The 16,881-nt window shown below is 70.0% G+C and carries 15 protein-coding genes; 8 read left to right on the top strand and 7 right to left on the bottom strand.

The annotated features are described in order from the left end of the window. Positions 1-1,330 (bottom strand): extracellular solute-binding protein (locus ABZ863_RS25135; protein WP_358540076.1); only part of this gene is annotated, 1,330 nt, incomplete at its 3' end. Between the two features lie 395 nt (positions 1,331-1,725). Between ABZ863_RS25135 and ABZ863_RS25130 the strand changes: the two genes are divergently transcribed. From ABZ863_RS25130 to ABZ863_RS25120, 3 genes are all read left to right on the top strand, one after another. Then, positions 1,726-2,649, top strand: a complete 924-nt coding sequence (locus ABZ863_RS25130) for an SIS domain-containing protein (protein WP_358220253.1) — start codon at positions 1,726-1,728, stop codon at positions 2,647-2,649. Positions 2,650-3,015: 366 nt separating this feature from the next. Further along, positions 3,016-3,561, top strand: coding sequence for an ROK family protein (locus ABZ863_RS25125; protein WP_358540073.1), 546 nt, complete (start codon positions 3,016-3,018; stop codon positions 3,559-3,561). A gap of 46 nt (positions 3,562-3,607) precedes the next feature. Next, positions 3,608-4,393, top strand: coding sequence for a hypothetical protein (locus ABZ863_RS25120; RefSeq protein WP_358540070.1), 786 nt, complete (start codon positions 3,608-3,610; stop codon positions 4,391-4,393). Between the two features lie 48 nt (positions 4,394-4,441). Here the strand turns inward: ABZ863_RS25120 and ABZ863_RS25115 are convergent, their stop codons facing one another. Further along, positions 4,442-5,662: an acetyl-CoA C-acetyltransferase gene (locus tag ABZ863_RS25115; protein WP_358540067.1), complete on the bottom strand. Its 1,221-nt coding sequence runs from the start codon at positions 5,660-5,662 to the stop codon at positions 4,442-4,444. 122 nt (positions 5,663-5,784) lie between these two features. Beyond that, the gene (locus ABZ863_RS25110; protein WP_358540064.1) at positions 5,785-7,596 is read right to left on the bottom strand and encodes a 5'-nucleotidase C-terminal domain-containing protein; all 1,812 of its coding nucleotides are present in this window, start codon (positions 7,594-7,596) and stop codon (positions 5,785-5,787) included. 154 nt (positions 7,597-7,750) lie between these two features. On the opposite strand from ABZ863_RS25110, the gene ABZ863_RS25105 reads away from it, so the two are divergent. From ABZ863_RS25105 to ABZ863_RS25095, 3 genes are all read left to right on the top strand, one after another. Next, positions 7,751-9,124: a cystathionine beta-synthase gene (locus ABZ863_RS25105; RefSeq protein WP_358540061.1), complete on the top strand. Its 1,374-nt coding sequence runs from the start codon at positions 7,751-7,753 to the stop codon at positions 9,122-9,124. Between the two features lie 118 nt (positions 9,125-9,242). Beyond that, complete coding sequence (locus ABZ863_RS25100) at positions 9,243-10,589, top strand: DUF4064 domain-containing protein (protein WP_358540058.1); 1,347 nt, start codon at positions 9,243-9,245, stop codon at positions 10,587-10,589. Between the two features lie 108 nt (positions 10,590-10,697). After that, on the top strand, positions 10,698-11,855 hold the full coding sequence (locus tag ABZ863_RS25095) for a cystathionine gamma-synthase (RefSeq protein WP_358540055.1): 1,158 nt from the start codon (positions 10,698-10,700) through the stop codon (positions 11,853-11,855). Positions 11,856-11,868: 13 nt separating this feature from the next. Here ABZ863_RS25095 and ABZ863_RS25090 read toward each other — a convergent pair whose 3' ends face one another. After that, positions 11,869-12,138 carry a hypothetical protein gene (locus ABZ863_RS25090; RefSeq protein ID WP_358540052.1) on the bottom strand — a complete coding sequence of 90 codons (270 nt, stop codon included), beginning with the start codon at positions 12,136-12,138 and terminating at the stop codon, positions 11,869-11,871. Between the two features lie 108 nt (positions 12,139-12,246). Here ABZ863_RS25090 and ilvA point away from each other — a divergent pair, with 108 nt between their 5' ends. Beyond that, positions 12,247-13,452, top strand: a complete 1,206-nt coding sequence (ilvA, locus tag ABZ863_RS25085; protein WP_358540049.1) for a threonine ammonia-lyase — start codon at positions 12,247-12,249, stop codon at positions 13,450-13,452. 114 nt (positions 13,453-13,566) lie between these two features. Here the strand turns inward: ilvA and hppD are convergent, their stop codons facing one another. Then, complete coding sequence (gene hppD, locus ABZ863_RS25080; RefSeq protein ID WP_358540046.1) at positions 13,567-14,751, bottom strand: 4-hydroxyphenylpyruvate dioxygenase; 1,185 nt, start codon at positions 14,749-14,751, stop codon at positions 13,567-13,569. 122 nt (positions 14,752-14,873) lie between these two features. On the opposite strand from hppD, the gene ABZ863_RS25075 reads away from it, so the two are divergent. Next, positions 14,874-15,350, top strand: coding sequence for an Lrp/AsnC ligand binding domain-containing protein (locus ABZ863_RS25075; protein WP_358540043.1), 477 nt, complete (start codon positions 14,874-14,876; stop codon positions 15,348-15,350). 79 nt (positions 15,351-15,429) lie between these two features. On the opposite strand, the gene ABZ863_RS25070 is transcribed toward ABZ863_RS25075, so the two are convergent. Both ABZ863_RS25070 and greA read right to left on the bottom strand, forming a co-directional pair. After that, positions 15,430-16,233: an MBL fold metallo-hydrolase gene (locus ABZ863_RS25070; RefSeq protein ID WP_358540040.1), complete on the bottom strand. Its 804-nt coding sequence runs from the start codon at positions 16,231-16,233 to the stop codon at positions 15,430-15,432. Positions 16,234-16,313: 80 nt separating this feature from the next. Continuing rightward, positions 16,314-16,808 (bottom strand): transcription elongation factor GreA, encoded by a 495-nt coding sequence (gene greA, locus ABZ863_RS25065; protein WP_358540097.1) that lies wholly within the window; start codon positions 16,806-16,808, stop codon positions 16,314-16,316. Between the last annotated feature and the right edge of the window lie 73 nt (positions 16,809-16,881).

Raw genomic sequence — 16,881 nt, 5'->3', positions numbered from 1 at the left:
TGCTCCGCGATATCGCCGATGACGACACCGGCCCCGTCGAACGGGTGGCCGGGGCCGGACAGGCCCCACAGCCGAACCGCCAGCCGGAGCCGCGGCCGGCCTTGATGCGGGTGCTCAGCTCGGGCCAGGAGGTCTTCTCGGACGGGTAGAGGCGGGCCTCGGGGAGTTCGGCGAGGAAGCGGCGCAGGGTGGTGTTGCCGGGGGCGGCGGTGAGGGTGTCGGAGGCGGTGTGAGTGACGGGGAGCAGGTCGTGGGCGCGGGTGAGGGCGAGGACGTTCTTCTCGCTGTACACGTGGTCGAGGAAGGCACCGGCCTCCTCGGGGTGGCCCGCCTGCCGGAACCCGATCATCCAGTCGGTGACGCCGAGGGTGGCCCCGGCGTCCTCGGTCCGCCCGGGGACGGGGACGACGCCGTAGCGCACACCGGAGCGTTCGGCGGCGCGCATCAGCGAGGGGTGGCCGTTGACCATGCCGACCCGCCCCTTGGCGAAGGCGGCGTAGGCGTCGGCACGGTCCAGCTCACCCGGCGGCGTGGGCCCGGTCAGCCCCTCCCCCACCAGCTCCTTCTTCAGCCAGCCGACCGTCTCCACGTTCTTTGGCGAGTCGAGCGTGTACGAGCCGAGGTCGTCGGTGTAGCCAGAGCCGCCCGACAGCAGCCAGTTGAGCGTCTCGGCCTGCGCCTCCTCGGGCCCGAGCGGCAGCGCGTACGGGTAGGGCACGTCCCGCTTCTTCAGCGCCTCGGCGGCGGTACGCACCCCGTCCCAGGTCTTCGGCGGGGTGAGGCCGGCCTCCTCGAAGAGGTCGCGGTTGTAGAAGAGCAGCCGGGTGGAGGCGGCGAACGGCATGCCGTACTGCACCCGCTGGATCTCCCCGGCGCGCGCGAGCGGCGGCAGGAAGTCGGCCTGGGTGCCGATGGAGAGCAGGTCGTCGGCGCGGTGGAGCTCGCCGTCGGCGGCGTACGAGGCGTAGGTGCCGCTGACCGCGAGGTCGGGGGCGTTGCCGGTGGCGACCTGGCGGGCGAGGACCTTGTCGACGGTGCGCCAGGGGTGCACCTCCACGTCGACGGTGGTCCCGGGATGGCCCTTCTCGAAGCTGGCCACGACCCGCTTCCAGTACCCCTTGCTGCTCGTCTTGGCCGAGTCGCCGTACTCGGGGGCGACCAGGCGCAGGGCGACCTCCTCGTCCGCTCCCTCGACGGCGTCGCCCGAACCGCAGCCGCCGACGGTGGCCGCCAGAGCCAGGACGACCGCGAGCACGGTGGCCGTCCGCGCCGCTCCCCGGCCGCGCCGGTCGCCTCGTCCCTCGCCCCGTCCCTCGTGGTGTCGCCGCACGCCGTGCTCCTCGCCCTGATCCGCCGGGTCCGGGGCACTCCCGGACGTCCCGGAAGGTGTACACCGCCGAAGGGCCTGGCCAGGACCACGTCCGGTGGCCGTTGCCCCGGCTTGTCCGGGACTGCTATGCACTTCCGTGCCGAGGTCACATCGACCTTGCACACCGCGTCCACCGCACGTCACGAGGACCGCACGCGGCCTCCTGCGGGTCCGCACAGCAGGACGGGAACCGCAGGAGGGCCGACGTACCGTCAGACCTCGGAGGGCGCCACCGGCCCGCACCGGCCGGAACGCACCACCGGCCCACGGCCGGCCGGAACGTACGAGAGCACAGCCCCGCCGGGGGCGGCCGCACCGGAGCCGCCCGGGCGGACCACCGTGAGGGGTAGCCGCGCATGTCCCGTACCGCAGCAGAGATCACCACCCAGCCCGCCTGCTGGCGCCGCGCCGCCGAGGAGGCGGCCCGCTTCACCGCCGCGCCCCGGCCCGGGGAGCGGATCGCCGTCGTCGGCTGCGGCACCTCGTGGTTCATGGCCCAGTCCTACGCGGCCCTGCGCGAGGGCGCGGGCCAGGGCACCACCGACGCCTTCGCCGCCTCGGAGTTCCCCCGCGCCCGGGCCGTCGGCGCCTACGACCGGGTCGTCGCCCTGACCCGCTCGGGCACCACCACGGAGGTCCTGGAGCTGCTCACCCTGGTCCGCGCGGCCGGCACCGCCACCGTGGCCCTGACCGCCGACCCGGCGACCCCCGTGATGACCGCCGCCGACGAGGTGGCCGTCCTGGACTGGGCCGACGAGGAGTCCGTGGTCCAGACCCGCTTCGCCACCACCGCCCTCGCCTTCCTCCGCGCCACCCTCGGCGACCTGCCCGGCCTCGTCTCCGTCCCCCGCGCCGCCGACGACGCCGAACACGCCGTCACCGAGCCCCTCCCCCGCCCCCTGCTCACCGCCGAGCAGTGGACCTTCCTCGGCCGCGGCTGGGCCTACGGCCTCGCCCAGGAAGCGGCCCTGAAGATGCGCGAGGCCGCAGGCGCCTGGACCGAGTCCTACCCGGCCATGGAGTACCGCCACGGCCCCATCGCCGTCACCGCCCCCGGCCGCGTCACCTGGCTCTTCGGCGAGACCCCGGCCGGCCTCGCCGACGACGTCCACCGGGTCGGCGGCCACTTCGAACACCACCCCACCACCGACCCCCTCGCCGACCTCGTCCGCGCCCAACGCCTCGCGGTCGCCCTCGCGGAGACCCAGGGCCACAACCCGGACCGCCCACGGAACCTGACGCGGAGTGTGGTGCTGGCGTCCGGCGGCGGGCAGGACTGACCCGTACCGCCGGCCCACGCCGACCCTCCCGGCACGCCGCGGCCGCCCGGCACGTGGCAGTGGTACGACCAGGCGCCACTGCCACACCGCCGGAAGGAACCCGCGCGACCAAAGACACCCGGGGCTGCTCCCCGTGCCCTGTTCGTTCCTCCTGCGACCAGCCGTCGCCTGAGGCCATCCTGAACCGGCACGCGAAACCGGACCCGGCCCAGACGACAGCCCGGCCGGCACTCGGGGCCACCCCGCCCCGACGCCCCGTCGCGGCACAGGGAAGCCCAGCCGGGAGCACCTCCACCCGGTGAGCGGGCCGCAGGCGATTTCCTCACTGGACTAGACCTCTCCCGCCCCACCGGTCAGACTGTCCGGGTGAGACATGTGATCGCGCTCGATGTGGGCGGCACGGGAATGAAGGCCGCTCTGGTCGGCCCGGACGGCGAGCTGCTGCACGAGGCGCGCCGTGACACGGGCCGCGACCGGGGCCCGGACGCCGTCGTGGCCTCGATCCTCGACTTCGCCGACGCCCTGCGCGCCCACGGCCTGGCCGAGTTCGGCGAGGAGGCCGCGGCGGCGGGCGTCGCCGTGCCCGGCATCGTGGACACCGAGAAGGGCGTCGCGGTCTACGCGGCCAACCTCGGCTGGTCGGACGTCCCCTTGCGGGACATGCTCACCGCCCGCCTCGGCGGCATCCCGGTCGCCCTGGGCCACGACGTCCGTACCGGCGGCCTCGCCGAAGGCCGCATCGGGGCGGGCCGGGGCGCCGACCGGTTCCTGTTCATGCCGCTGGGCACGGGCATCGCCGGTGCCATCGGCATCAACGGCGTCATCGAGCCGGGCGCCCACGGCTCCGCCGGGGAGATCGGCCACGTCGTGATCCGGCCCGGCGGCATCCCGTGCGGCTGCGCCCGGTGTTAGATGTCAGGCGTCTGTTCGTCTCATCTCTCAGCTCTGCGAGGTTCGCGTGACGGTTCCGCCCTTTCCAGGACAGCCGGGGCCCGGTCAGCCGAATCCCTACGGCCCGCCGCCGTCGGGTCAGCCGGCGTACGGCCAGCAGCCACCGGCGGGACAGCCGAACCCCTTCGCGACGCCGTCGCCCGCCCAGCCGGGCGCCTACGGCCAGCAGCCGCTTCCGCTCGGCCAGCCCGGCCCGTACGGCCAGCAGCCGCCCCCACTCGGCCAGCCCGGCCCGTACGGCCAGCCTGTGCCCTTCGGCGTGCCGCCCAAGAAGAAGAAGCCGCTCGCGCTGCGAATCGGCCTGGCGGTCGTGCTCGCTGTGGCCGTCGGCCTGGTGGCGTTCAGCGTCCTGCGGACGTTCGGGGATGCGGGCTGGGCGGCGCAGCAGGGCGACTGTCTCGATGTCGCCGAGTTCTCCGACAACGCGCGAGACCAACCCACCCAGGTCGACTGCGGTGACGCCAAGGCCACCGTCAAGGTGGCAGTGGTGCTCGACGAGGAGAACGACAGCTGCCCCGACGGTGACTACGACGAGATCTTCTACGAGAACGGCAAGAAGTTCTGCCTGATGCTCAACGTCGTCGAGGGTGACTGCGTTGCCAATGTCACCTCGATGACCGAGGGCTACGAGCACGTGGAGTGTTCGGACCCCAGCGCCGAGATCGCCGTGCTCAAGATCGTCGAAGGGCAGACGGACATCGACACCGCTTGCGGGGACACCGAGGCGTTCGCCGCGCTGCGTTACACCGAGCCCGCCCTCGTCATGTGCCTGACCGAGCCGAAGACCGTGTGAGCAGTGCGGGAGTGCCGGGTTCACGTCCCGTCACTCCCGCAGTCGATGTCAGCTGAGGCGTTCGAGCACCATGGCCATGCCCTGGCCGCCGCCGACGCACATGGTCTCGAGGCCGAACTGCTTGTCGTGGTGCTGCAACGAGTTGATCAGCGTCGAGGTGATCCGGGCACCGGTCATGCCGAACGGGTGGCCCACCGCGATGGCGCCACCGTTGATGTTGAGCCGCTCGATGTCGATGCCGAGGTCGCGGTAGGACGGGATCACCTGCGCGGCGAAGGCCTCATTGATCTCCACGAGATCGATGTCGCCGATCGACATCCCGGCCCTGGCCAACGCCTGGCGGCTTGCCTCGACGGGCCCATATCCCATGATCTCCGGTGACAGCCCGGACACGCCGGTGGAGACGATGCGGGCCAGCGGCGTGATACCGAGCTCGCGGGCCTTCGTGTCACTCATGATCACGAGCGCCGCGGCGCCGTCGTTGAGGGGGCAGCAGTTGCCCGCCGTGACCCGGCCGTCGGGCCGGAAGACCGGCTTGAGCGAGGACACGCCCGCCAAGGTCACGCCGGGACGCGGACCGTCGTCCGTGGACACCACCGTCCCATCGGGACGGGTCACCGGGGTGATGTCCTTGGCCCAGAATCCGTCTGCGATCGCCTTCTCGGTCAGGTTCTGCGAGCGCACACCGAACTCGTCCATCTCCTCGCGCGAGATTCCCTTCAGCCGCGCCAGGTTTTCGGCGGTCTGACCCATCGCGATGTAGACGTCGGGCAGGTTGCCGCTCTGCCGCGGGTCGGTCCAGTCCGCCGCGCCCTGCTCGGCGACCTTCGCGGTGCGGGCCTCCGCGTCGGCGAAGATCGGGTTGTGGGTATCCGGCCAGGAGTCGGAGCTGCCCTTGCCGAACCGCGACACGGTCTCGACGCCGGCCGAGATGAACACATCACCCTCGCCTGCCTTGATCGCGTGCAGCGCCATCCTGGTGGTCTGCAGGCTCGACGAGCAGTAGCGGGCGATCGTGCAGCCGGGGAGGTGGTCGTAGCCGAGCTCCACGGCCACCACACGGCCCAGGTTGAAGCCGGACTCCCCGCCAGGCAGCCCGCAGCCCAGCATCAGATCGTCGATCTCGGTGGGCTCGAGCTGGGGCACCTTGTCGAGTGCGGCACGCACCATCTGCGCGGTCAGGTCATCGGGCCGCAGGTCCACCAGCGATCCCTTGTTCGCCCTGCCGATGGGCGAACGAGCCGCTGAGACGATCACAGCTTCTGGCATGGGGGAAGCTCCTTCAAGTCCGCTCTAAGCGTTCGCTTACCCATATCCTGCACCGGAAAAGCAGTGAGGGCCACCCTGCCTGGAAACACAGGCAGGGTGGCCCTCACCGCACAGCGTGCCTACTACAGCGCGACGATCCGGCCACTGCCGTTCGTCGGGTACTGCGCCGCGGTCACCTCGCCGCCGAGGCCGTCGGTCAGGTAGTCCTGCAGCGCCTGCTGGTAGGTGGTGCCGACCGGGGTCAACGGCAGGTTCGCGAACGGGTACCCGTCGCCGCCACGCGCCGAGAAGTCGTTGGTGGCCACCGAGATCGGCGCTCCGTCCACCACGACACCGTTGGACACGATCACGGTGCCGTCGTCCAGCACCACGTCGCGCACTCGCTCGCCGGGCGTCACGATCGTGCTCGTGCCCTCGGCGACCACCTGCGCGGTGCGGCTGACGTCGTAGGTGAACGACACACCGGACACCTGCATGAAGGCGCCGGCCGCGCTCGGAGCGGCCGCGATACCGCGTTCCAGCAGCTGACGGAACACGTCACGAGGCACGTCCGGAACCACCGAGACGAAGTTGGCGAACGGCGCGACCTCGTAGGTGTTCAGCGCGGTGATGTCGCCGGCAGGAAGCGTGGAGTCGTTCCGGATGCCGCCGCCGTTCTGGATGCCGACCTGCGGCGGCGTCACGCCGTACTCGGCGGCCCGCTGCGTGCCTGCCCAGCGCAGGCTGTCGGCCACCAGGTTGCCGAGGTTGGTCTCGCCGGAGCGCACGGAGTTGCGGACACCGTTCAGCGGCACCTCGGAGGTGGCCACGACGGACTCGGTGAGGCCCTCCAGGTACTCGGCGACCGGCTTCTCGACCTCGGCGCGCACGGTGGGATCACCCGCGACGGCGTCGGAGCCGACACCGGACACCCGCACCGGGCCGGTCTGCTGCTCGTCGACGCTGATCACCTGGCCGCGCCAGTTGAAGTTCAGCACCAGCCTGCCGATGTACTTGTAGTTGCCGGTGGTGGTGACCACGGGCACCGACGCACCCGTCGAGTCCTTGGCGTACAGCGGGAAGCCGCGCTCGGCGACGTCACCGGGGATCAGCCGGTCCTGCGGGTCGGCGAGGATCTCGCCGCCGCCCCCGCCGATCACCGCGTCGACGCCGGACAGCTGCGGCACCAGCGCGAGCTCGTTGTCGATGTCCTGCAGGTGGCTCACGAGGATGACCTTGTTGACTCCGCGCTTGGCGAAGTCACGGGCCAGCCCGTTCGTGATCTTGGCGAGCTCGCCGCTCACGGTCACGTTGCGAGGGCTGGAGATGGCGGGCAGTTCCGGCGTCGTCAGGCCGATGATCCCGATTCGCTGACCGGCGGAGCGGACCACGTCGCTGCGGACGATGGTGCCGTCCTTGGCCTGCGCGCGGAGTGCGGGCTCGCCGGAGACGTCGATGTTGGCGCTGACGAAGGTCAGGGAACCGCCGACACCGTCAACGAACTCGGCGAACACGTCGGGTCCGAAGTCGAACTCGTGGTTGCCGATCGTGCTGACGTCGTAACCGATCTCGTTGACGGCGATCGCGTCGTAGAACGGCGCGCCATCCGCCATGCTCGCGGACAGCTCGGGCCCCGCGAGGTAGTTGTCGCCCGCGGACAGCGTCACCTCACCGCGCTTGGCGGCCTGACCCCGCCGTGGCTTGCCGGTCGTGGCGTCCTTGCGGAGCTCGTCCATGAGGGTCGCGACCCGCGAGGGGCTGCCGTAGGGGTTGGCGCCGCCGTCGAGGATCGGTCCCTCGTCAGTGCTGTTACCGGCGACACCGAGTAGTGCCGACTCCATGTCGTTCGTGAAGAGCACGCTGAGCGTGAAGTTGGGGGACTTGGTTGGGCCTGCGGTCGCCGGTACGGCGCTCGCGGTCAGGACCAGTGCACCGGCGAGTGCGGTGGTAACCACAGCCCGCACGCGGGGTTGCCGGAGGGATCTCAAGGGTGCTCCTCGAATGTTCACTCGAACGTGGACGACGAGAGCTAATCACAGGGGTCCAAATCGGACCATGTGAGCACACCGAGTCGGCGGCGGATGGACCGGCAATGTTTACGCTGATGTCATGAAGTACGCCGAACACGTTATGGACCTTGTGGGCAACACCCCGCTGGTCAAGCTCAACTCCGTCACCAAGGGGCTGCGCCCGCTGGTGCTGGCCAAGGTCGAGTACCTCAACCCGGGCGGGAGCGTGAAGGACCGCATCGCGCTGCGCATGGTGGAGGCAGCCGAGGCCGGCGGGGAGCTCCGTCCAGGGGGCACCATCGTCGAGCCGACCTCGGGCAACACCGGTGTCGGGCTGGCGATGGTCGCCCAGCGCAAGGGGTACAAGTGCGTGTTCGTGTGCCCGGACAAGGTCAGCGAGGACAAGCGCAACGTCCTCAAGGCCTACGGCGCCGAGGTCGTGGTGTGCCCGACCGCCGTGCCGCCCGAGCACCCCGAGTCCTACTACAACGTCTCGGACCGGCTGGCCCGCGAGATCGAGGGCGCCTGGAAACCCAACCAGTACGCCAATGCGCACAACCCGGAAAGCCACTACCACTCGACCGGACCGGAGATCTGGCAGCAGACCGACGGCCGGATCACCCACTTCGTCGCCGGTGTCGGCACCGGCGGGACGATCTCCGGCACCGGGCGTTACCTCAAGGACGCCTCGCAGGGCCGCGTGCGAGTGGTCGGCGCCGACCCCGAGGGTTCGGTGTACTCGGGTGGGACCGGACGGCCGTACCTGGTCGAGGGCGTCGGTGAGGACTTCTGGCCGCAGACCTACGACCGGGACATCGCCGACGAGATCATCGCGGTCTCCGACGCCGACTCCTTCCACACCACGCGCCGCCTCGCCCGCGAGGAGGGGCTGCTGGTCGGTGGCTCGTGCGGGATGGCGGTGGCCGCCGCGTTGCGGCTCGCGAAGCAGTGCGGCCCCGACGACGTCATCGTCGTGCTCCTGCCCGACAGTGGACGCGGCTACCTGGGCAAGGTCTTCAACGACGCCTGGATGTCGTCCTACGGCTTCCTGCCGCCCGACTCCTCGGGCGCGACTGTCGGTGACGTACTGCGCCGCAAGGACGGCACCCTGCCCGACCTCGTGCACACGCATCCGAACGAGACGGTCGCCGAGGCCGTGGCGATCCTGCGCGAGTTCGGCGTCAGCCAGATGCCGGTCGTCAGCGCCGAGCCGCCGGTGATGGCGGCCGAGGTGGTGGGCGCGGTCAACGAGCGTGATCTGCTCGATGCGCTGTTCACCGGCAAGGCGGCGCTGGCCGATCGGCTGGAGCGGCACATGTCGCCGCCGCTGCCGACGATCGGTGCCGGGGAGGCCGTGAGTGCCGCAATGACCGCGCTGACCTCGGCAGACGGTGCCCTGGTGCTCGAAGGTGGCAAGCCAGCCGGCGTGGTTACCAGGCAAGATCTGCTCGCGTTCCTGTCCGGGCACGCGTAGGCGGTCTGTGCACATCGCTGCGACTGGCTGGGGCGTTACGAGCGATCCCCGGTGGCATCCGCTAGCGTGTGCGCGAGCGAAAATCATCAGGTCCGCGTCAAGGGGGTTCAAGACCCACATGAGTGCTCCGCAGCCACCGAACCAGCCCTGGGGTGGCGGGCAGCAGCCGCCCCAGGGCCCTGCTGGTGGCCCTCAAGCGCAGCAAGACAGTCCGTTCGGTTCCTCGGAGCCGACTCAGGTGGTGCAGCCACAGCACCTTGGGGAACAGCAGTTCGGCGATGGCCCGGAACCCACGCAGGTCGTGCAGCCGGGCCAGCCGGGGCAGGCAGACGGGCCGGGCGCTGAGTCGACCCAGCTCGTTCCGCCCGGGTCGCAGCCGCCGCCCGCCATCCCGTACGCGCCCCCGCCGAGCGCGGCCGACAACCCCGCGGCGATGAGCCCGCAGGGCGGCTTCGGTCAGCCGCAGCAGCCTGCTCCCTTCGGCCAGCAGCCGGGTGGGTTCGGGCAGCCGCCGCAGCAGCCCGGCGGTTTCGGCGGTCCGCCGCCGGGGCAGCCCGGTGGGTTCGACCCGCAGGCGCAGGGTGGTTTCGGTGGCCCGCCGCCGGGCCCCTTCGGCGCTCCGCCGCCCGGTTTCGGTGGCGTGCCCGCCGGTGGCGGCGGCAACCCGATGTTCGGCTGGATCGCCGGCGGTGTCGCGGCGCTCGTCAGCCTCATCGGGTTGCTCTTCGCGTTCATCGACATGGGCGACATCAGCGAGTTCGCGGATGTCATGGACTCCGCGCCGGACAGCGTCGATGTCGACGCCATTCTGGCGGAGGCGGGTATCGCCTCGCCCGGCACGCTGATGTTCTACATCATCTTCATCCTGATCGGTGCCGCCGTTGGACTCGCGGGCGGCGTGCTGCTCGCGCTGGCGGGCAGGCTCGGCGCGACCGTCAAGAAGCTCGCGCCCATCGTGCTCGCGGCCGGTGGTGCGGTGCTGCTCGTGTTCGCGATCCTGCTGATCAGCGGCACGACGGTGTCCGATGAGATGGCGTCGCAGATGGGCGGCCAGTCCCTTGGTACGCCCACCCTCTACCTGATCTTCGGCATCCTCGTCGTGGCGATCGGTGTACTCGGCCTGATTCCGGCGACGAAGCAGTACGTCGGTCTCGGTGGTGGGCCCAGCGCCCCGGGTGGCTTCGGTCAGCCCGGTGGGTTCGGCCCGCCGCCCGGTGGCTTCGGCCCGCCGAGCCAGCCGGGTGGGTTCGCCCAGCCGGGGCAACCTGGTGCCTTCGGTCAGCCCGGTGGCCCCAACCCGTCCAGCGGCGGGTTCCCGCAGCCGGGCCAGCCCGGTGGCTTTGGTCAGCCGGGTCAACCGCCGCAGCAGCCGGGCGGCTTCGGCGGTCCGCCGCCGGGCCAGCCTGGTGGGTTCGGTCAGCCCGGTGGTTACGGGCAACCCGGCCAGCCGCCGCAGCAGTGGTGACCAGCTGAGCTGACGTCATGCCCCCGGTCCGCGGACCGGGGGCATGACTGTTTTCGGGCCAGGCATGCCCTGGCTCGCTGATCGCGGGCCCGGCCGTAGGCTGGGGCCATGGTTCACGATCCCGCCAGTCTCGGTTTCGAGACGCGCGCCATCCATGCCGGCCAGGAGCCGGACCCGCGAACCGGCTCGGTCATCGTGCCGATCTATCAGACGTCGACCTATGCGCAGGACGGCGTCGGCGGTACCCGCGACGGCGACTACGAGTACTCGCGCACCGCCAACCCGACGCGCACCGCGCTCGAGCAGGCGCTCGCCGCGCTGGAGGGCGGCCGGCATGCACTCGCGTTCGGCTCGGGGATGGCGGCCACCGATGCCGTGCTGCGTACGATGCTGCGCCCCGGCGACCACCTGGTGCTCGGCAACGACGTCTACGGCGGCACGTTCCGCCTGATCGACAAGGTGCTCGCCCACTGGGGCGTCAGCTACAGCGTCGCGCATCTGTCCAATGTGGATGAAGTCAGGGCGGCGCTGCGGCCGGAGACCAAGCTCGTCTGGTGCGAGTCGCCGACCAACCCGCTGCTCGGTATCGCCGACATCGCCGTGCTCGCCGAGGTCGCCCACGTGGGCGGTGCCCGCCTGGTGGTGGACAACACCTTTGCGACGCCGTACCTGCAGACACCGCTCGAACTCGGTGCGGATGTCGTGGTGCATTCGACGACGAAGTACCTCGGTGGGCACTCCGACGTCGTCGGCGGTGCCGTGGTGACCAACTCCGGTGAGCTGCGCGAGGAGCTGTTCTTCCTGCGTAACTCGGCCGGCGCTGTGCCGGGTGCCTTCGACGCCTGGCTCACCCTGCGAGGGCTGAAGACGCTGGCGGTCCGGATGGAGCGCCACTGCGACAACGCCGAGCGGATCGCGCAGGCGCTACTGGGGCACCCGAAGGTCAGCCGCGTGTACTACCCCGGCCTCGGCGAGCACCCCGGCCACGACGTCGCGGCGAAGCAGATGCGCCGCTTCGGCGGCATGGTCTCGTTCACCCACGCCGAAGGCGAGCAGGCGGCACTCGACATGGCGGCGCGCACGGAGCTGTTCATCCTCGCCGAGTCGCTCGGTGGCGTCGAGTCGCTGATCGAGCACCCCGGCCGCATGACGCACGCCAGCGTTGCCGGTTCGCTGCTGCAGGTTCCCGCCGAGCTGGTGCGGCTGTCGGTGGGCATCGAGGACGCGAGCGACCTGGTGGCGGACCTGACCCGCGCGCTGCGCTGAGTGCAGGTGCGCGCTACTGCTGGTAGTTGCTGCTCGGTCCGGTGCCGCTTGCCGCGGAGGGGTTCTGACCAGTGCCCTTCTGCGGCAGGTGGTTCCCGTCGACGCAGCCGCCGACGAGTTCGATGTGGTTGTCGTGCCTGACGTACTGGCCCGGCTCGACACAGCCGGCCTGGCCGACGGTGTAGACCGCGGCGCCGGTGAGCGCAAGCGCCGACGTGATGCCCGCGAGCAGTGGCAGGACACCGGTGGAGCGTGCGCTCCGCGATGCCGTCCCCCGTGCCATGCTGTCTCCACTCTGTGGTGCCGATACGGGCACCAGACTACCCAATGGTGACGAACGGCATGCACGTAACCGTACGGTGATGTCATTCGAAGGGAACGATCTGCGGCTATGCAACTGGTGAGCCTGGAACGGATCCAGCAGGCGCGCACCCTGCTCGAGGGTGTGGTGCGCAGGACGCCGATGGAGCATGCCCGCGATCTGGAGCGGCTACACGGCGGTCCCGTTCACCTCAAATGCGAGAACCTGCAGCGGACGGGTTCGTTCAAGATTCGCGGTGCCTACACGCGGATTCACGGGCTCAGCGAGGCCGAGCGCGCGCGAGGCGTGGTCGCGGCGAGTGCAGGCAACCATGCGCAGGGTGTTGCTCTGGCCGCCGCACTGCTGGGGATCAAGTCCACTGTGTTCATGCCGGAGCGGGCGCCGCTGCCGAAACTCGCCGCCACCCGTGGGTACGGCGCCGAGGTGCACCTGCACGGTGCGACGCTCGAGGAGGCGCTGGCCGAGGCGATCGCGTTCGCCGAGCGGACGGGGGCGGTGTTCATCCACCCCTTCGATCACGAGGACATCATCGCCGGCCAGGGCACGGTGGGCCTCGAGATCCTGGAACAGGTGCCCGACGTGGCGACCGTGCTGGTGTCGACGGGCGGTGGTGGTCTCGTCGGCGGGGTCGCGAGCGCCATCAAGGCGGTCAAGCCCGGGGTGCAGCTGGTCGGCGTGCAGGCCGAGGCGGCGGCCGCCTTCCCGGCCTCGCTCGCCGCGGGGAAGCCGGTGCGGCTGGCCAGCACACAGACGATGGCCGACGGTATCGCGGTGGGTCAGCCGGGTCCGCTCACGCTCGCCCATGTGTCGTCACTCGTGGATGAGGTGGTGACCGTGAGCGAGGAAGGGCTGTCCCGTGCCGTACTGCTCTGCCTGGAGCGGCGCAAGCTCGTGGTGGAGCCCGCCGGAGCGGCGACGGTGGCGGCGTTGCTGGAGCAGCAGGGGAGGTTCCCCACGCCGATCGTGGCGGTGTTGTCCGGTGGCAACGTCGATCCGCTGCTCCTGATGCAGATCATCCAGCACGGTATGACTGCGGCCGGGCGTTACCTGTACCTGCGGTTGTGCGTGCCCGACCAGCCGGGCTCGCTGGCCGGGGTGCTCACACGGGTGAGTGAACTCGGCGCGAACGTCATCGACATCGAGCATTCGCGGATCGCGGGCAGGCTGGCGATCGGCGAGGTGGAGATCGCACTGAAGTTGGAAACCCGCGGCCCAGCACACTGCGCCGAGGTGGCCGCCGAACTGGAACGCGCCGGCTACACAGTCATGTCGTAACGCCCCCAAGGCCACCATAGTTGCGCCCACCCGTCTCCCACCACCGCCCAAACGGAGACGCTTCGCGTCGCAGTGTTTGACAGCTGCAACCAAGGTGGCCTTGGGGGAGGTCTCTCACAGGTTGCCGCGGCGCGCCTGTTCCCGCTCGATGGCTTCGAAGAGGGCCTTGAAGTTGCCCTTCCCGAAGCCCAGTGAACCGTGCCGCTCGATGAGCTCGTAGAACACCGTGGGCCGGTCGCCGATCGGCTTGGTGAAGATCTGCAGTAGGTAGCCGTCCTCGTCGCGGTCGACGAGAATCCGGTGCTCCTTGAGCGTTTCGATCGGCACGCGCACCTGGCCGATCCGCGCCCGCAGCTCGGGATCGTCGTAGTACGAGTGCGGCGTGTCGAGGAACTCGACGCCCGCGGCGCGCATGGCCGACACCGTGGCGATGATGTCGTTCGTGGCGAGTGCGATGTGCTGGCAGCCGGCGCCGGCGTAGAACTCCAGGTATTCGTCGATCTGCGACTTCTTCTTCGCGATCGCAGGTTCGTTGAGCGGGAACTTCACCCGGTGGTTGCCGTTCGAGACGACCTTGCTCATCAGCGCCGAGTAGTCGGTGGCGATGTCGTCGCCGACGAACTCCGCCATGTTCACGAAGCCCATTACGCGGTGGTACCAGTCGACCCAGTAGTCCATCCTGCCGAGCTCGACGTTGCCAACGCAGTGGTCGATCGCCTGGAACAACCGCTTGGGCGCGCCGTTCTGGCGGTGGACGGTGCTCTCGCGCACCACGTAACCAGGCAGGTACGGGCCGGTGTATGCGGAGCGGTCGACCAGGGTGTGCCGCGTCTCGCCGTAGGTGGCGATGGCGGCGCGCCGCACGCTGCCGTGCTCGTCGGACACGTCGTGCGGCTCATCGAGGATCGTCGCGCCCTGCGCGCGGGCATGCGCAACGCATTTGTCCACATCGGACACTTCGAGTGCCAGGTCGGTCACGCCGTCGCCGTGCCGGCGGTGGTGGTCGAGCAGCGGCGAACCCGGCCGCACCCCGCCGTTGATCACGAACCGGGCGGAGCCGGACTTCAGCACGAACGATTTGTGATCGGCGTTGCCGGTCTCCGGGCCCGAGTAGGCGACGAGCTGCATGCCGAAGGCGTGCTGATAGAACCACGCCGTCTGCGTAGCATTTCCCGCCACGAACACGACCGCGTCCATCGCCTTGACCGGGAAGGGATCGGCCGAGGCGTCGTGGTCGACAAGACCGACCAACTGGCGCAGCTGGTCATAACTTACGTCGTCGAGCGCGGGATTCGTCATGCCCGAAGAATGCGCTGACCAGACATACTGGGCAAGAGACTCCATTTCTGCTGGACAATCTGTCTAGTTAAATGCAGTGTTAGCTGATCAAACTGGGCAATATGCGCAGGAAGGGTTGAGTTATGGCGGGAGACATGCTGGACGCACTCGACGCGCGGCTGTTGCTGCTGCTCACCGACACGCCGCGGCTGGGCGTGCTGGAATGCGCCCGCCGGCTCGGGGTCGCGCGCGGCACCGTGCAGGCGCGGCTCGACAGGCTGGCCGCCAATGGAGTGCTCACCGGATTCCCGCCAGAGCTCGACCTCGCCGCGATGGGGTACGGGCTGACCGCGTTCGCGGTGCTGGAGATCGCGCAGGGCAGGCGCGCGGAGGTGGCTGCCGCGCTGGCGGCGATCGATGAGGTGTGTGAGGTACATGCGACGACCGGTCAGGGTGACCTTTTCGTGCGCATGGTCGCCCGGTCGAACGACGACCTGCAGCACGTGATCGACGAGGTGGTCGGCGTGCCGGGGGTCCGCCGCACCTCCACCTCGATCGCCCTGTCTACCCCGGTCCCACAACGAGTCCGCCCACTACTGGAACGCCTGGCCCGCAGCTAGCCCGCGAGTCCCCCGCTCAGGTGCGCGAGTCTCCCGCTCGGGCCCGCGAGTTGCCCGCTCCAGCCCGCGAGTTGCTCGTTCAGGCGACTTGGCCGAGGTACCGCGCGACCGAGCGCCGCACGATCGCCCCACCGCCGCCCCGAATGACGGCACCCCACCAGGCGCCGTAGATGTCGTCGAAGGCCAACCGTTCCAGCACCTCACCGGCGTGCCGGACGACGGCCGGACGTTCGGGAATGTAGTTCGGGTAGCTGTACATGAAGGCTACGAGCGCGCGGTTGGGCACCACCTGGACGATGTCGCCGCTGAACAGCGCGCCCTTGCCGTCGGCGCCGTCGCGCCAGTGCAGCACGGTGCCGCCGTCGAAGTGCACGCCGAGGTTGACCAGCGTGACGCCGTCGGCGAGCTCATGGGTCTGCCCGCTCCACAACCGGATCCGCTCGTGTGGCCTGCCGATCCACTGCTGGTCCTTCTCGTGCAGGTAGATCGGTACGTCGAAGGCTTCAGCCCACTCGACCATCGTCGTGTAGTAGTGCGGGTGGCTGATCGCGATGGCGGTCAGCCCACCGAGCTCGGTGACCCGGCGGACCAGATCGGCGTCGAGGTAGGGAACGCAGTCCCACAGGATGTTTCCCGACTCGGCGGGAACGAGGAGCGCCCGCTGGCCGATGCCGATCGCGGGCTCCGAACCGATGCCCAGCACACCGGGTCCCTGCTCCTCGATGCGGATGGAGTAGTCGCCGGCGCGCAGCTCGGCGAGACTCGTCCAGCGCTGCCCTGAGGGCGGTACGTACTGGCGCTCGTCCTCACAGATGGGGCAGTCCGGCCTGGCTGCCGAGTACTGCATGGCGCACGTGGCGCAAACGGGAAGATCGGCGGTCATTTCGCCACCATAGGTGTGTATGCGTGCCCAGTGGTGTTCCACGAACAGGGCCCCAGCCGGGCACGCATACCCGTACGGCCTCAGCCGCTGTACGGCACCGCCTTGACAAGCGTCACCTTCTGCGAGTTGCCGTTGGGCAGGCTGTACTCGCGGGTCTCGCCTTCCTTCGCGCCGAGCAGGGCCCTGCCCAGCGGCGAGTCAGGGGAGTAGGTCTCGAGCGGTCCCTCGCCGCCCTCCTCGCGCGTGGCGAGCAGGAAGTTCTCTTCGTCGTCGTCACCGTCGTACCGGACGGTCAGCACCATGCCGGGTTCGGCGATCCCGTCGTCTGCGGGTGCCTCGCCGACCTTCGCGGTGCGCAGCAACTCCTGCAGATGCCGGATGCGGGCCTCCTGCTGGCCCTGTTCCTCGCGGGCGGCGTGGTAGCCACCGTTCTCCTTGAGGTCGCCCTCTTCCCGGCTGTCGTTGATCTTCGCTGCGATGACCGGACGATTCTCGATCAGCTCGTCGAGCTCGTTCTTGAGCCTGTCATAGGCATCCTGGGTCAGCCAGGTCACCTTGCTGCCGCTCACGGTCACCATCTCCTCCTGGGGCCTGCCGAACTTGGGTATACAAGCCGGCCGCCACGTGTGTGTGGCTGGAATAAAGGAA

Source organism: Saccharomonospora sp. NPDC046836 (assembly GCF_040645195.1).
Taxonomy (GTDB): Bacteria; Actinomycetota; Actinomycetes; order Mycobacteriales; family Pseudonocardiaceae; genus Prauserella_A.
This window is presented reverse-complemented; position numbering and strand designations above follow the sequence as displayed.

Excerpts from the sequence above, each read along its gene's own strand:
- ABZ863_RS25100 (WP_358540058.1), top strand. The coding sequence starts at position 9,243 with ATGAGTGCTCCGCAGCCACCGAACCAGCCCTGGGGTGGCGGGCAGCAG.
- ABZ863_RS25070 (WP_358540040.1), bottom strand. The coding sequence starts at position 16,233 with ATGACCGCCGATCTTCCCGTTTGCGCCACGTGCGCCATGCAGTACTCG.
- ABZ863_RS25115 (WP_358540067.1), bottom strand. The coding sequence starts at position 5,662 with ATGCCAGAAGCTGTGATCGTCTCAGCGGCTCGTTCGCCCATCGGCAGG.
- hppD (WP_358540046.1), bottom strand. The coding sequence starts at position 14,751 with ATGACGAATCCCGCGCTCGACGACGTAAGTTATGACCAGCTGCGCCAG.
- ilvA (WP_358540049.1), top strand. The coding sequence starts at position 12,247 with ATGCAACTGGTGAGCCTGGAACGGATCCAGCAGGCGCGCACCCTGCTC.
- ABZ863_RS25095 (WP_358540055.1), top strand. The coding sequence starts at position 10,698 with ATGGTTCACGATCCCGCCAGTCTCGGTTTCGAGACGCGCGCCATCCAT.
- ABZ863_RS25105 (WP_358540061.1), top strand. The coding sequence starts at position 7,751 with ATGAAGTACGCCGAACACGTTATGGACCTTGTGGGCAACACCCCGCTG.
- ABZ863_RS25075 (WP_358540043.1), top strand. The coding sequence starts at position 14,874 with ATGGCGGGAGACATGCTGGACGCACTCGACGCGCGGCTGTTGCTGCTG.
- ABZ863_RS25130 (WP_358220253.1), top strand. The coding sequence starts at position 1,726 with ATGTCCCGTACCGCAGCAGAGATCACCACCCAGCCCGCCTGCTGGCGC.
- ABZ863_RS25090 (WP_358540052.1), bottom strand. The coding sequence starts at position 12,138 with ATGGCACGGGGGACGGCATCGCGGAGCGCACGCTCCACCGGTGTCCTG.